The sequence below is a fragment of the Flavobacterium sandaracinum genome, from assembly GCF_004349135.1.
GTDB lineage: Bacteria > Bacteroidota > Bacteroidia > Flavobacteriales > Flavobacteriaceae > Flavobacterium > Flavobacterium sandaracinum.
In genome coordinates this window covers 339,710-353,876 of the sequence record NZ_SMFN01000001.1, presented here as the reverse complement: position 1 = coordinate 353,876, position 14,167 = coordinate 339,710, and the positions used below count along the sequence as shown (strand labels likewise).

Here is a 14,167-nt window from a genome sequence, read left to right as displayed (position 1 = left end):
TCGGGTCTGTCAGAAAAATCAATTTTGTATTTAATTAATTCAATTGCATTGAAGTAATAATATTTTTTATTTTATTGTCCAAGATGCTTTCTACTTCGTCGAAATCTTCTACTGATTCCAATTCCGTATTTACACTGATGTAGAATTTTATTTTGGGCTCTGTTCCACTTGGTCTAGCGCAAATTTTGGATCCATCTTCAGTGTAGTAAATTAAAACATTCGATTTTGGAATTGCCATTGTAGATTCGGTTTCATCCAATAGGTTTTTAGCTATCGAGGATTGGTAATCTTCCACCATAACAACTCTTTGTCCGTTGATTTCTTTCAATGGATTCTCCCGTAAATCAATCATCATCTGGTTGATTTCCTGTAAACCATCCATTCCTTTTTTAGTCAATGAAACCAAATGTTCTTTGTAAAAACCATTATCAACATACAATTGTAGTAATTCTTTGTACACTGAACTACCTTTCGCTTTGGCTTGAGCCGCTAATTCGCAAATCAACAGTGTAGCTGCAACAGCATCTTTATCGCGTACGGCATCGCCAACCATGTAACCAAAACTTTCTTCACCACCGCCAATGAATTCTAACTCTGGGAAATCCTTAATCATTTTGGCAATCCATTTAAAACCAGTCAATCCCACTTTGCATTCCACATCGTAGTTTGTGGCTAATTCCATCATCATAGGAGTAGAAACGATAGTAGAACCTACAAATTGCTTTCCGTTGATTTTTCCTGCTTTTTTCCATTGTTCTAATAAAAAGGCAGTCATCAAAATCATCGTTTGATTTCCGTTCAGCAAAGTCATTTTACCTTCATTATTTCGCACGGCAATTCCTAAACGGTCGCAGTCTGGATCCGTACCAATAACAATATCCGAATTCGTTTTATCAGCCAAGGCCAATGCCATTGTCAATGCTTCCGGTTCTTCAGGATTTGGAGACTTAACCGTAGGGAAATCCCCATTTGGTACCCTTTGTTCTTCTACAATATTTACATTAGGGTAGCCCGCTTGCGCTAAAGTGTCAGGAACTAATTTTATAGAAGTTCCGTGCAAAGAGGTAAAAACAATATTCAGCTCTTTTTTGGCTTCAGCCGAAGTCCCAAAACTTGCATTCTCAATAGTCGATTTGATAAAAGCCTCATCCACTGCTGTATCAATATAATGGATTAAGTCTTCATTGGCTGTAAACTTGATTTGATTGTAATTTAAATTTTCAATAACATTGATGATTCCCTCGTCTTCCGGCGGTACAATTTGTCCACCATCTTGCCAGTACACTTTGTATCCGTTATATTCTGGTGGGTTGTGTGATGCCGTTAGCACAATTCCGCATTGGCATCCTAAGTGTTTCACCGCAAATGACAATTCTGGAGTAGGACGCATCTCTGAAAATAAATACACTTCAATTCCGTTAGCCGAAAAAACATCCGCAACTAGTTTAGCCAAAGTATCGCTATTGTGACGACAATCGTAAGCAATAGCAGCTTTTAACGGTTGATTAGGAAATGAAGTATGCAAGTAATCCGAAAGTCCTTGTGTGCTTTTTCCCAGCGTATATTTATTAATGCGATTGTTTCCCACACCCATAACACCGCGCATTCCACCAGTTCCAAATTCAAGATTTTTGTAAAAACTCTCCTCCAGTTCTTTAGGAGATGTAGTCATCATTTCGGTGATCGCTTCCTGTGTAGCGGTGTCAAATGTTGGTGTCAGCCACTCATTAACTGCATCTAAAATGTTTTGTTTGATATCCATGCTCTATTTTTTTAGTTTCTAAATTCGTAATTAAAATTTAAAAAAAGTTGTTTTATTTAGGAGCTTAATCCTGCTATCCGTTACAATCTTTCCTGCTGAACCCCAGCATGAAAGGATTTTCACTGCTATCAGGGCTAAGAGCGTATCCTGGAAAATTAATTTCAGTCTAAATTATAAAAAATTAACTTCACTCGATACTTTATAACGCTCTTCATTGTTTTTTGTTCTCAAAATTATTTCGCCAAGAAATCCAGCCAAAAATAATTGTGTTCCCAAAACCATTGTCGTCAATGCGATGTAAAACCAAGGATTATTCGTCACCAGACTGTAGCGCATAGCATTGTACATGTGGTAGAGTTTTGAAATTCCAATATATCCGGCCAACATAAAACCAATAATGAACATTAACGATCCCATGGCGCCAAATAAATGCATTGGTCTTTTGCCAAAACGAGAAAGAAACCAAATGGTAATTAAATCCAGGAACCCATTGATAAAACGTTCCATCCCAAATTTAGTTTCACCATATTTTCTGGCTTGGTGTTGCACTACTTTTTCACCAATTTTCCCAAAACCGGCATTTTTTGCTAAAACCGGAATGTATCGGTGCATTTCACCTGATACTTCAATGTTTTTCACGACAATATTTTTGTATGCTTTCAATCCACAATTGAAATCATTCAATGCTACACCAGATGTTTTTCTCGCCGCCCAATTAAATAATTTCGAAGGCAAGTTTTTTGCTACTATAGAGTCGTAGCGTTTCTTTTTCCAACCCGAAACTAAATCGTAATTCCCATTGGTAATCATATCATACAATCCCGGAATTTCCTCTGGGCTATCTTGTAAATCAGCATCCATGGTAATGATGACATCACCTAGCGCTTTTGCAAAACCAGCATGCAGTGCCTGCGATTTTCCAAAATTTTTAATGAAACGAACCCCTTTTACGTTAGGGTTTTTAGTTGCAAATCCTTCGATAATAGTCCATGAATTATCGGTACTTCCATCATCCAGAAAAATGATTTCGTACGTATAATTATGAGATTGCATCACTTTGATGATCCAGTTGTAGAGTTCATTAAGCGATTCCTCTTCGTTAAGAAGCGGTATGAGTATAGATAAATTCATTACTATTTATTCTTGTGTAGATTTGCTTTTAAAGAATGCCGCCAAAATTAAGCCAAAAATTGAACTGAAAACAATACTAAAAACAGAACCTTTAAGTAATTCTAAAGTAGAATAAGGGCTGTTTTCTTTTAATTTTGAGATAGCTTCATTGATTGCTGATGCTGGTGTGCCAAACTTCTGCATCATATTTACAGTGTACTTAATCATTAATTCACTTAAAGTATCTTTAGCTGAAGGATCAATAAAATTAAATAAAAGAATATTAAAAAGAGTAGAAATTAAAATACCTATTAGTATGGCTATGAAATACGTTGTAAAAGCATCTTTGAAAGAGAAAACTCCGTTCAGTTCTCTTTTTGTTTTAGAAAGCAAGACAATTCCCAGTATAAGATAAGTTAAAATGCTTAAAACTCCAATCCACCATGAAGTGAATAAATTTAAATCAATAGCGTATATTGTTGCTGTAATTAATGCAGAAACAATTCCGATGGCTACTCCAAAGGTTATTCCATTCTTCTTAATAATTTCGTTGATCATTTGTGGTTGTTTTAAAATTAATCCACAAATATAGCAATTCCCAATATATTCGGAGGTAAAAATCGCTTTTTACGATTATATAAAAAAAGTGATACAAAGATTTGTTTATTGGAAAAAAATTGTAAATTTGCAGACTCAAAATAATAGTGTAAAACAAAAAGTTATAAGGAGTTTATACCTTTTCTGTTAGAAGAAAAGCTTCAAGACTAATTATAATCAACAAATAAAAAAAGATTAACAAGATGAAAAAAGGAATTCACCCAGAAAATTACAGATTAGTTGCATTTAAAGACATGTCAAATGACGAAGTTTTTATCACTAAATCTACTGCAGATACAAGAGAAACATTAACAGTTGACGGTGTTGAATACCCAGTTGTAAAAATGGAGATCTCTAGAACTTCACACCCTTTTTACACAGGTAAATCTAAACTTATTGATACTGCAGGACGTATTGACAAGTTCAAAACTAAATACGCTAAACACGCTAAATAATAAAAGCTTGTTTTCAAAATATAGAAAGCCTCGCAATTTTGCGGGGCTTTTTTATGCGCAAACAATTATTTTTTGCATTGCTATGATATCCTTTCTTCCTCACAATTTTAGTTTGGCAACAACCTTAATTTTCTTAATACCTTAATGGTTTAAAAAAAGTGTTCCGATTTTCTTGATAACACCTTCAATAACTTTTTGATATAGCAACCTTAATTTTCTTAATACCTTAATGGTTTAAAAAAAGTGTTCCGCTTTTCTTGATAACACCTTCAATAACTTTTTGATATAGCAATCTTAATTTTCTTAATACCTTAATGGTTTAAAAAAAGTGTTCCGATTTTCTTGATAACACCTTCAGTAACTTTTTGATGTAGCAACCTTAATTTTCTTAAGACCTTAATGGTTTAAAAAAAGTGTAGTATTTAATTATTTCAGCTTCTGTGTTTTCCCAAGAGTGTCTTTTATTTTTATTGCTATTCAAAACTTTGTAACTTTGAGCCTTTGTAACTTCTGATACTCTATAAAATGAATTATATACTTTTTGACGGCCCGGCTCGAAATGCCTTGTTGCCTTTTACGTTTACTCGCCCGGTTGCTGATATTTTAATCGGTATTATGACGATTCGTCAAAAATGGGAAATGCGTTTGGGATCTACCACAACTACATTAACAGAAGAATATTTGTCTGAAAAATTTCCAATGGTGGAATTAGAGACGAATGTAATGATAAATGCTTCTTTTCTTCCAAACGATATTTTGGTCGAAATGGTAAGTAATCTAGAACCAAATCAAGCTATTTTTAAGGGAGATGAAGTAATTGCTTTTTATACCAATGAAGAGCAGGAAGAAGTAGATTTTGATACTTACGAGATTATAGAGTATAATGAGGACTGTTTGACGGTTCAAAATACGTGGGATATTTTTGCTAAGAATGATGCAGCAATTCGAGAAGACTTTGAATATTTAATAGAGGATAGAAGATCACAGCCCATTCCAAAAAGTGTCAACGTAATTGCTCCTGAAAATATTTTCATAGAAGAAGGAGCAAAGTTAGAATTTGTTACTTTAAACGCATCGACGGGTCCGATTTATATCGGAAGAGATGCTGAAATCATGGAGGGATCTGTTATTAGAGGTCCTTTTGCCTTGTGCGAAAATGCGCAAGTAAAAATGGCATCTAAGGTATATGGCGCTACAACTGTGGGGCCACATTCTCGAATAGGAGGGGAAGTTAATAATTCGGTTTTGTTTGCATACTCCAATAAAGGACACGATGGGTTTTTAGGGAATGCAGTTCTTGGGGAATGGTGTAATATTGGCGCCGACAGTAATAATTCGAATCTAAAAAATAACTACGAAGAAGTAAAATTGTGGAGTTATGAAACCGAAGGGTTTGCTAAAACAGGACTTCAGTTTTGTGGCTTGATGATGGGAGACCACAGCAAATGTGGCATTAACACCATGTTCAATACGGGAACGGTTGTAGGAGTGAGCGCTAATATTTTTGGTAGTGGATTTCCACGCAATTTTGTACCTAGTTTTTCATGGGGCGGTGCAGCTGGTTTTACGACCTACATCACTAAAAAAGCTTTTGAAACCGCTCGATTAGTCATGAGTCGCAGAAATGTGGAATTTGATGAAAGAGAAGCGGCTATTTTAGAACATGTTTTTGAGGAATCTAAAAAGTGGAGGAAAGAGTAGTTTTTTTGATAGGTAAGAATGAATTCCTTTTAAATCAACTTAAATTCCAACTTTAGTCTTTATTTAAGCATAGTGAAAAAACCTAAAAGGCCTCTAATCGAGGCTTTTTAGGTTTTTTATTGATAGGCATAAACGAGAGAGCCATTTTTTATTAAGTCAATCAGCATATTAGCATTCTTGTCTGGAACGGAGAAGCAGCCTAAGCTGAATTTATTGTACATTCTTTTTGAGGAATGGACCACGATGTTTCTTTTCAAAGCATTGGAATTTTTGTTGTCCTCTAATCCATTTAATCGCAAAGAATAACCCCACGTACCTTTGTAGGTTTGCAAAGTAACATAGCAGCCAAGAGAAGTTGCATTGCTTCCTTCAGTATTACTAAATAGAGTAGGTGTTAAGCCTGTACCTGAACCTGAACCATGATCAACATTGCTGGTCAAGAGTATTTTACTATTTTTTAAATCAATAACATAAAGTCTTGCTTCCTCTATTGATTTTGAAAAATCAATTAAGGTTACAATGTTTTTATTTGTAGCCTTAAAACCCCATTTTGTCTGGATTTCGTATGCTTTCTTTATAATTTCTTGGTTGCCTTGCGCAACAATAAAATGGAAACTGCATAAAAGAAGTATAGTTAGTTTTTTTTTCATGGTTCCGTTTTTTAAATAGTTTCTATAACTTTTTCAATTGCGTTGGACCAGCACAAGGTCAACATCATAGTCTGCGCCATTCTCGCAAAAAATAAACAGCTTCGAAATACGGTAACTTTCTTTTTAGGTTTTTGATTATACAAAGACCTGTATTTCAAATACAAAACTATAAAATAAGACTTTTATTGCACTCTGTTTTCTAATTTATTAAGGATTGATTGTTAGTCAATTGTATTCTCAAAAGGCTTTTAAGTGCTTCGGAGTTAGTTTTTTGAGGCTTAATGTTTTATTTTTATAAAAATAATTAGAAAACAAGTACGATTTACTCAGTTTAGATTATTAAATAAAAAAGATTTATGGAAGAGATTATTGGGATGTTAAATGCTATTGTATGGAGTGATGCATTAATTATTTTGTGTTTGGGGACTGGGTTGTATTTTTCTTTACGTACGCGCTTTTTACAGATACGTCATATTAAAGAGATGTTTCGGTTATTGTTTGACGGCAAGAGTTCTGAATCTGGGGTTTCTTCTTTTCAGGCATTATCAATGTCCTTAGCAGGTAGGGTAGGCACGGGAAACATTGCAGGGGTTGCTACTGCAATTGCTTTTGGAGGGCCTGGAGCCTTATTTTGGATGTGGATGGTAGCTTTTTTTGGAGCAAGTACTGCTTTTGTAGAGGCTACATTAGCCCAAATTTATAAAGAAAAACACATGGGGGAATTTCGCGGGGGACCGGCTTTCTATATTGAGAGAGGTTTAGGCGTGAAATGGTTTGGTGTTTTATTTGCGGTTGTTTCTATTGTTTCTGCGGGGGTGTTATTACCAGGTGTTCAAGCTAATTCTGTTGCAGACGGAATACAGAATGCATTTGAAATTGAGACTTGGAAATCGGGTATAGTGGTGGCTTTGATATTTGGTGCTATCGTTTTTGGTGGTGTAAAAAGAATCGCGAAATTCACTGAATTTGTGGTTCCAATAATGGCGATCGCTTACATTGTGATTGTATTGGTAATCATTGCGATTGATATTGATAAACTCCCCGGTGTAATCGCCTTAGTTTTTAAAAGTGCTTTTAATATGGAAGCTGGTTTTGGAGCTGTTTTTGGTTTAGCAATCCAGTGGGGTGTGAAGAGAGGAATTTATTCTAATGAAGCAGGTCAGGGTACAGCACCACATATTGCTGCTGCAGCAAATGTTTCGCATCCTACTAAACAAGGGTTGGTTCAGTCCTTTTCGGTTTATATTGATACGTTGCTAGTATGTTCAGCTACTGGATTTATGTTGTTGATTACGGGAAAATATAATGTGCTGAATCCCGTATCAGGTCCCGATGGAGCTACCGAGTATCTGTATCAAGGAGCACAAAATGTTTCGGCTGGTCCTGGATTTACACAAACAGCCATGGATAGTGTTTTGCCTGGTTTTGGATCTTATTTTGTTGCGATCGCATTGTTTTTCTTTGCTTTTACTACCCTATTAGCGTATTACTACATTGCTGAGACAAACATCTCGTATTTGACAAGGAATTTCAAATCTCCTATTTACACTCATTTACTGAAGGTCTTTATGATGGTAGTGATTATGTATGGCTCTATCAATCAAGCAAAATTAGCTTGGAATATTGGTGATTTAGGAGTTGGATTAATGGCTTGGTTCAATATTATTGCTATTCTTCTTTTACAAAAGCCAGCATTATTAGCCTTGAAGGATTACGAAAGACAACTAAAAGCAGGAATTGATCCTGTTTTTCATCCAGAAGATATTGGGGTGTCAAATGCCCATATTTGGAATACGATAAATAAAAAGAAAGAAGTATAGTCCTTCGTGATACATACTGCTTTAAGAGCTTCTAGATAGCAGAATTTATTCTGTTTTCTAGAAGCTCTTATTTTTTAGTAAACCAATTACTTAATTAATCTATCTTTGCACTTTTTAAAACAAATCGGTTTTCAGCGTAACGAACAGCCGAATCTACAAATCTACATTTCAATGATTACAGTTAACGATATTTCAGTACAATTTGGTGGTACAACGCTTTTTAGTGATGTCTCTTTTGCTATTAATGAAAATGATAAAATTGCCCTTATGGGTAAAAATGGAGCAGGTAAATCAACGCTTCTTAAAATAATTGCAGGACAAAGCAAACCTTCAACAGGAAACATATCGGCACCAAAAGATGCAGTTGTGGCTTATTTGCCTCAGCATTTGTTAACTACTGATGGCGCAACGGTGATGGAAGAAACGTCGAAGGCCTTTGGAGAAATTTTTGGAATGAAAGCAGAGATTGATGAAATCAATGAGCAATTGACCATTCGTACCGATTATGAAAGTGATGCCTACATGAAATTAATCGAAAGGGTTTCTGATTTAAGTGAGAAATTCTATGCCATTGAGGAAGTGAACTATGAGGCTGAAGTAGAGAAGATTTTAGTTGGTTTAGGTTTTGAACGGGAAGATTTTAATCGTCAAACATCTGAATTTTCAGGAGGTTGGAGAATGCGAATTGAGTTGGCCAAAATTCTTCTGCAAAAACCAGATTTAATTTTGCTAGATGAGCCTACCAATCACATGGATATTGAAAGTATTCAGTGGTTAGAGGATTTCTTGATTAATTCGGCCAAAGCAGTTGTGGTAATTTCTCACGATAAAACTTTTGTAGATAATATTACGAACCGTACCATCGAAGTTACAATGGGACGTATTTATGATTATAAAGCCAAATATTCTCATTATTTGGAACTTAGAAAAGACAGACGTATACATCAGCAAAAAGCCTACGATGAACAACAACGGATGATTGCCGACAATAGAACTTTTATTGATCGTTTCAAAGGGACATTTTCTAAAACAGATGCGGTGCAATCGCGTGTCAAAATGTTAGAGAAATTGGTCATCGTTCAGGTTGATGAAGTAGATACATCAGCATTAAAATTAAAGTTTCCGCCAGCAGTACGCTCGGGACAATATCCGGTAATTGTAAAAGATTTATCTAAATCATACGGTGATCATGTGGTTTTTAAAGACGCTAATATTGTTATTGAAAGAGGAGAAAAAGTGGCTTTCGTTGGAAAAAATGGGGAAGGAAAATCGACGATGATTAAAGCAATCATGAAAGAGATTGAAATCAATGGTGGTAGTTTAGAAATTGGCCATAATGCACAAATTGGTTATTTTGCGCAAAATCAAGCTTCTTTATTAAATGAAAACGCCACTATTTTTGAAACGATTGATGATATTGCTGTTGGAGATGTCCGTACCAAAATCAAAGATATTTTAGGCGCTTTTATGTTTCAGGGTGATGATGTGACCAAAAAAGTAAAAGTGCTTTCCGGTGGAGAGAAAACCCGTTTAGCGATGATCAAATTATTGCTAGAACCAGTAAATTTATTGATTCTGGATGAACCATCGAATCACTTAGACATGAAAACTAAAGACATTATCAAAGATGCCTTGCGAGATTTTGACGGAACTTTAATATTAGTTTCACACGATAGAGATTTCCTAGACGGACTGGCGACAAAAGTGTTTGAATTTGGAAACAAAAGAGTAGTAGAACATTTTGAAGATATTACCGGTTTCTTAGCGAATAAGAAAATGGAGAGCATGCGCGAGATAGAGAAATAGCATCACATTAATTAAACATGGAAAGTGCGAGAATTAGCGCGTCTGATTAACCGCAGATTCGCAGATTTTTAGGGATGACCTATAAATTTAAATCATTTTTTTAAATCTGTGATTCTACGGTATAACAATTCATGCTACGAGTTGAACCGCCAATTTATTACTACACCTCAAAAAACAATAAATTTAAATCATTTTTAAATCTGTAAATCTGCGGTGAAATAACTACTTCACTTACTTTATCGTTTTACAAGCGGATTCCGGGAGGAAGCAATTCTTTATAAATGGGATTTTTTTTGAAAAACACCACGATTTTAGGTAAGATGGGCACGACTTTAAATTTTCGTTCCGTAGCAATTTCCATAATGTTTTTTAGGAAACTAGAGATGAATTCTTCATTTTCAAATGATTCTGGAACATTTATTTTAGTTAAAAATATTTTCCTCTCTTGGAATGAATATTCAACCGAAACTAACCCTTCTTCTATTGTAGTTTCAAATTGTCTTGCAAAAGTATTGTCTGTGATTTCCATGCGGATTACTGAATCCATAATAATTAACTTTAATTCATTGGTACCTCTACCAAAAGTATTTTTGATTTGGAAATAACTTTGATTTCAAATGAGTCAAAATCAGTTATTCCCATGGCATCTCTTGCCTTCAAAACGTGGTTATTAATTTCTATTTCGCCTTCAATTAAAAATAAGTAAACACCATTTTTAGGAATTCGGACCGTATAGTTCGAATTGGTGTCGCTATCGAAAATGCCCAAGTGAAAAAAGGTTTTCTGGTAAACCCAAAGTGCATTGCCATCATTTTGATCCTTTGGCGAAACGATGTTTACAAAGGTATTGATTTGATTTTCAATATCAAATGATTTCTGGTCGTATCTTGGTGTCACGTTTTCTGTGTCAGGAAATACCCATAGCTGTAATGTTTTTGCCTCTTCTTTCTGACTAGCATTCATTTCAGAATGTTCTACTCCAGAGCCGGCACTCATCACTTGTACTTCTCCAAAACCAATTATCCCTTCATTTCCCATACTGTCGCGATGCTGCAACCCGCCCTCGAGTGGAATCGTAATGATTTCCATATTGGCGTGTGCATGGGTGCCAAAACCTGTTCCGCCAGCAATAGTATCGTCATTTAAAACACGTAACATGCCAAATTGTTGTCGCTTAGGATTAAAATAATTTCCAAATGAAAAGGAGAAATTGGCTTTTAGCCAACCAAAATCAGCCGTGCCTCTGGTATTTGATGTGAAGAGTTGTGTTGTCATAAATTATTGATAATATAAAGTAAATAATGGGAGGGTTACCGATAAAAAAATTAATTTTATACAAAATTCGCTATAAAAAAGTGGAATATTGTTATAAAATCGTTAAAACAATTATGAGTAAAATCCATGTTTATTTAATGCCAGGTTTGGCGGCAAGTGCAGCTATTTTTGAGCGGATTGTCCTTCCAAAAGAAACATTTGAAACACACTTATTAGAGTGGGAAATCCCACTAGACAATGAATCCTTGACGAATTATGCCAAGCGGATTGCCACTAAAATCAAACATGAAAATCCGGTTTTAATTGGAGTTTCATTTGGAGGTATTTTGGTTCAAGAAATGGCAAAATATAGTGCCGCTCGCAAGGTTATTATTATTTCAAGTGTAAGATGCAATGCAGAATTTCCGCGAAGACTGAAGATTGCTAAAACTACTAAAGCCTATAAATTAATTCCGTTGCGTTTAATCGCTAATATCGAGACTCTTGCTAAATTTTCTTTTGGGGATAAAGTGAATCAAAGATTAAAACTATATCAAAAATTTCTTTCCGTTCGCGATATTCGCTACTTAAACTGGGCAGTAGAACAGGTCGTTTTATGGGACAGAACTGTTGTCGATGAAACCGTAATTCATATTCATGGTGATATGGATGATGTTTTTCCTATTAAAAATATTAAGAATTGCATCGTTGTAAAAGGAGGAACGCATATTATGGTTTTAAATAAATACAGATGGTTTAATACGAATTTACCTGGCATTATTGAAAGTTAGAAGAAAAATATAAATAAGCTGTTTTTTTTTATTAAGAACAGCTAAACTAATAAAATGAGAAAAATTAAAATAGTACGTACTATCGCAGTTCGGTGTTTGGCAGGAGGTTTGTTGATTTTTAGTGCTTCATGCAAAAATCCTAATACAGAATTAGTTCAAAAAGAGGTTGTTGAGAAAGAAGCAACACTGCATTATTTTCCAGAAAAAATTGACTTTGCCGGGGAAGAGGCTCCTTTGAAAATTGCAGATGTAAAAGAGCGATTTGATAGAGAATTAATAGTGAATACCAATTACCATTCGTACACGATTCTGGCCTTGAAGAGAGCCAATCGCGCTTTCCCAGTAATAGAACCCATTCTTAAGAAAAATGGAGTTCCAGATGATTTTAAATATTTGGCAGTTATAGAAAGTGGATTAGTAAATGTTGTGTCAAAGGCTGGGGCAAGAGGCGTATGGCAATTTATGCCGGAAACCGCTAGGGAAATAGGTTTGGAAGTAAATACGAATGTAGATGAGCGCTATCATCTTGAAAAATCAACTCAGGCAGCCTGCGATTTTCTTTTGAATGCTAAAGCAAAATTTGGTTCTTGGACATTAGCTGCCGCTTCCTATAATAGAGGATTGGTTGGAATTAAAAAATTATTGGATTTCCAAAAACAAACAAATTATTATGATTTGTATATGAATGAGGAAACAGGACGGTACTTGTTCCGAATAATGGCGCTTAAAGAAATTATGAAGAACCCACCTAAATTTGGTTTCGAAGTCAATAAAAAGGATAAGTATGAAATGATTCCGACGAAAAAAGTTACAATAGATTATTCCATTACTAATTTAGTCGCTTTTGCAAAAAGACAGGGAATTAATTATAAAATTTTAAAAATACATAATCCTTGGCTTAGGGAAACGAAGCTAATCAATACCTCAGGTAAAACGTATCACATCGAGATCCCATTGGAAGGATATTAACTGTTTTTTTTAACCATCTAAGGCATTTAAGAAAATAGGACGATCGGTGAAGTGTACCGAGCTACATCTCATGAATAAATTTAGTTGTTTTGTCATTTCGACGAAGGAGAAATCACACAATCAGATTAACTAATGCTACTTCTCCCTCGTTGAAATGATCAAATTAATTACACTGGTATCAGCAACAGAAATTCACTAGAAAAAACATGTCACGAATAAAACAACTAATTGCTTAAATGCATTGGGTGGTTGACAAAAAAAAGGTGAAGCAGTTTTGTTCTTTCAAAAAAATAGGATTAAAGACAAAAAAGGGCCAAATGTGTATCATTTGGCCCTTTTCTAAAAGTGTAAAAGAAATTATATTTTCTTCATTTGCTCTTTCATCATAACAATTTGATCTTTCAGCATATTTTGTTTGTCTAATTTTTTAGCCTCGTTCAATAAGGAAGTAGCTTCTAATTTTCTGCGACGTGTCATGGCTACACCGGCTAGGTTTAATTTGGCAACAGCCAAATCCATATCCATAGATAATCCCAGTTCAATCGCTTTTTTGAAATATTTCTCCGCTTGATTGATATTCGTTTGCGAAAGCATGATTCCGTGCAGGTAATTAAAGTAACCTTGTTGTTTTTGTACCAAAGCCGTTTCCGGGTTTTTGATGTAAGCCAACCATTTTTTAGCGCCTTCAAAATCTTGTTTTCTAAGTTTTAAGAACGCCAATAAGATGAATTCATTTTTGAAGTAAAGGAAAATAGGAATTGCACTTAATAGTAGAAGGAATATTCCGTTACCGATATTGCTTTCTGTGAATTGCCAAATGCCAGTAAGAATAATAAGTCCGGCGATAATAAGTTTAATATTTCTGTGAAACATAGTGTGTTTATTTTAAGATCACAAATATAGTAAAATGAATTGAAAATATTTTTACAAAAGGGCTTGTGAGAAAAAAAAGTCTTTGTATATTTGCACTCGGTTTTAGAATAACAGTTATTCAAAAATAGGAAGACATATAAATAAGATTTTAAAGATACAAAGCAATGAGCAAAAGAACGTTTCAACCATCGAAAAGAAAAAGAAGAAATAAGCACGGATTTATGGACAGAATGGCTTCTGCGAATGGAAGAAAAGTTCTTGCTAGAAGAAGAGCTAAAGGAAGACATAAATTGACTGTTTCTTGCGAACCAAGACACAAAAAATAATGTTTGTATAAACATAAATAAGGCGTTACTTTTTTTAGTATCGCCTTTTTTTA

14 protein-coding genes are annotated in these 14,167 nt (G+C 34.7%); 7 read left to right on the top strand and 7 right to left on the bottom strand.

Going from position 1 to position 14,167, the window contains the following annotated elements:
• Window positions 1-34: 34 nt before the first annotated feature.
• The 3 genes from E0F91_RS01600 to E0F91_RS01590 all read right to left on the bottom strand — a co-directional run bounded on the left by E0F91_RS01600 (window position 35) and on the right by E0F91_RS01590 (window position 3,430).
• Complete coding sequence (locus tag E0F91_RS01600) at window positions 35-1,762, bottom strand: phospho-sugar mutase (RefSeq protein WP_132064612.1); 1,728 nt, start codon at window positions 1,760-1,762, stop codon at window positions 35-37.
• Between the two features lie 171 nt (window positions 1,763-1,933).
• Window positions 1,934-2,893 (bottom strand): glycosyltransferase family 2 protein, encoded by a 960-nt coding sequence (locus E0F91_RS01595; protein ID WP_132064611.1) that lies wholly within the window; start codon window positions 2,891-2,893, stop codon window positions 1,934-1,936.
• Between the two features lie 6 nt (window positions 2,894-2,899).
• Complete coding sequence (locus tag E0F91_RS01590) at window positions 2,900-3,430, bottom strand: DUF4199 domain-containing protein (RefSeq protein WP_132064610.1); 531 nt, start codon at window positions 3,428-3,430, stop codon at window positions 2,900-2,902.
• A gap of 242 nt (window positions 3,431-3,672) precedes the next feature.
• Here E0F91_RS01590 and E0F91_RS01585 point away from each other — a divergent pair, with 242 nt between their 5' ends.
• Together E0F91_RS01585 and E0F91_RS01580 are read left to right on the top strand one after the other, a co-directional pair.
• Window positions 3,673-3,924 (top strand): type B 50S ribosomal protein L31, encoded by a 252-nt coding sequence (locus E0F91_RS01585; RefSeq protein ID WP_066077760.1) that lies wholly within the window; start codon window positions 3,673-3,675, stop codon window positions 3,922-3,924.
• A gap of 525 nt (window positions 3,925-4,449) precedes the next feature.
• The gene (locus E0F91_RS01580; RefSeq protein WP_132064609.1) at window positions 4,450-5,625 is read left to right on the top strand and encodes a GlmU family protein; all 1,176 of its coding nucleotides are present in this window, start codon (window positions 4,450-4,452) and stop codon (window positions 5,623-5,625) included.
• A 116-nt stretch (window positions 5,626-5,741) separates the two neighbouring features.
• Here E0F91_RS01580 and E0F91_RS01575 read toward each other — a convergent pair whose 3' ends face one another.
• Window positions 5,742-6,275 (bottom strand): murein L,D-transpeptidase catalytic domain family protein, encoded by a 534-nt coding sequence (locus tag E0F91_RS01575; RefSeq protein ID WP_132064608.1) that lies wholly within the window; start codon window positions 6,273-6,275, stop codon window positions 5,742-5,744.
• A gap of 356 nt (window positions 6,276-6,631) precedes the next feature.
• On the opposite strand from E0F91_RS01575, the gene E0F91_RS01570 reads away from it, so the two are divergent.
• Together E0F91_RS01570 and E0F91_RS01565 are read left to right on the top strand one after the other, a co-directional pair.
• Window positions 6,632-8,095 (top strand): alanine/glycine:cation symporter family protein, encoded by a 1,464-nt coding sequence (locus tag E0F91_RS01570; RefSeq protein ID WP_132064607.1) that lies wholly within the window; start codon window positions 6,632-6,634, stop codon window positions 8,093-8,095.
• A gap of 171 nt (window positions 8,096-8,266) precedes the next feature.
• Window positions 8,267-9,901, top strand: a complete 1,635-nt coding sequence (locus E0F91_RS01565) for an ABC-F family ATP-binding cassette domain-containing protein (RefSeq protein WP_132064606.1) — start codon at window positions 8,267-8,269, stop codon at window positions 9,899-9,901.
• Window positions 9,902-10,145: 244 nt separating this feature from the next.
• Here the strand turns inward: E0F91_RS01565 and E0F91_RS01560 are convergent, their stop codons facing one another.
• Entirely contained in the window at window positions 10,146-10,430 is a 285-nt protein-coding gene (locus E0F91_RS01560) for a GNAT family N-acetyltransferase (protein WP_132064680.1), read from the bottom strand.
• 29 nt (window positions 10,431-10,459) lie between these two features.
• Window positions 10,460-11,176: a pirin family protein gene (locus E0F91_RS01555; protein ID WP_132064605.1), complete on the bottom strand. Its 717-nt coding sequence runs from the start codon at window positions 11,174-11,176 to the stop codon at window positions 10,460-10,462.
• Window positions 11,177-11,289: 113 nt separating this feature from the next.
• Here E0F91_RS01555 and E0F91_RS01550 point away from each other — a divergent pair, with 113 nt between their 5' ends.
• Together E0F91_RS01550 and E0F91_RS01545 are read left to right on the top strand one after the other, a co-directional pair.
• Entirely contained in the window at window positions 11,290-11,946 is a 657-nt protein-coding gene (locus E0F91_RS01550) for an alpha/beta hydrolase (protein WP_132064604.1), read from the top strand.
• 54 nt (window positions 11,947-12,000) lie between these two features.
• The gene (locus tag E0F91_RS01545; RefSeq protein WP_132064603.1) at window positions 12,001-12,915 is read left to right on the top strand and encodes a lytic transglycosylase domain-containing protein; all 915 of its coding nucleotides are present in this window, start codon (window positions 12,001-12,003) and stop codon (window positions 12,913-12,915) included.
• A gap of 357 nt (window positions 12,916-13,272) precedes the next feature.
• Here E0F91_RS01545 and E0F91_RS01540 read toward each other — a convergent pair whose 3' ends face one another.
• Window positions 13,273-13,788: a DUF2892 domain-containing protein gene (locus E0F91_RS01540; RefSeq protein ID WP_132064602.1), complete on the bottom strand. Its 516-nt coding sequence runs from the start codon at window positions 13,786-13,788 to the stop codon at window positions 13,273-13,275.
• 164 nt (window positions 13,789-13,952) lie between these two features.
• On the opposite strand from E0F91_RS01540, the gene rpmH reads away from it, so the two are divergent.
• Entirely contained in the window at window positions 13,953-14,114 is a 162-nt protein-coding gene (gene rpmH, locus E0F91_RS01535; protein WP_007136275.1) for a 50S ribosomal protein L34, read from the top strand.
• Window positions 14,115-14,167: the final 53 nt, after the last annotated feature.

Coding starts and splice junctions, on each gene's coding strand:
- E0F91_RS01575 (WP_132064608.1), bottom strand. CDS start 6,275: ATGAAAAAAAAACTAACTATACTTCTTTTATGCAGTTTCCATTTTATT.
- E0F91_RS01585 (WP_066077760.1), top strand. CDS start 3,673: ATGAAAAAAGGAATTCACCCAGAAAATTACAGATTAGTTGCATTTAAA.
- E0F91_RS01590 (WP_132064610.1), bottom strand. CDS start 3,430: ATGATCAACGAAATTATTAAGAAGAATGGAATAACCTTTGGAGTAGCC.
- E0F91_RS01560 (WP_132064680.1), bottom strand. CDS start 10,430: ATGGAAATCACAGACAATACTTTTGCAAGACAATTTGAAACTACAATA.
- E0F91_RS01595 (WP_132064611.1), bottom strand. CDS start 2,893: ATGAATTTATCTATACTCATACCGCTTCTTAACGAAGAGGAATCGCTT.
- E0F91_RS01545 (WP_132064603.1), top strand. CDS start 12,001: ATGAGAAAAATTAAAATAGTACGTACTATCGCAGTTCGGTGTTTGGCA.
- E0F91_RS01570 (WP_132064607.1), top strand. CDS start 6,632: ATGGAAGAGATTATTGGGATGTTAAATGCTATTGTATGGAGTGATGCA.
- E0F91_RS01565 (WP_132064606.1), top strand. CDS start 8,267: ATGATTACAGTTAACGATATTTCAGTACAATTTGGTGGTACAACGCTT.
- E0F91_RS01600 (WP_132064612.1), bottom strand. CDS start 1,762: ATGGATATCAAACAAAACATTTTAGATGCAGTTAATGAGTGGCTGACA.
- E0F91_RS01580 (WP_132064609.1), top strand. CDS start 4,450: ATGAATTATATACTTTTTGACGGCCCGGCTCGAAATGCCTTGTTGCCT.
- rpmH (WP_007136275.1), top strand. CDS start 13,953: ATGAGCAAAAGAACGTTTCAACCATCGAAAAGAAAAAGAAGAAATAAG.
- E0F91_RS01550 (WP_132064604.1), top strand. CDS start 11,290: ATGAGTAAAATCCATGTTTATTTAATGCCAGGTTTGGCGGCAAGTGCA.
- E0F91_RS01540 (WP_132064602.1), bottom strand. CDS start 13,788: ATGTTTCACAGAAATATTAAACTTATTATCGCCGGACTTATTATTCTT.
- E0F91_RS01555 (WP_132064605.1), bottom strand. CDS start 11,176: ATGACAACACAACTCTTCACATCAAATACCAGAGGCACGGCTGATTTT.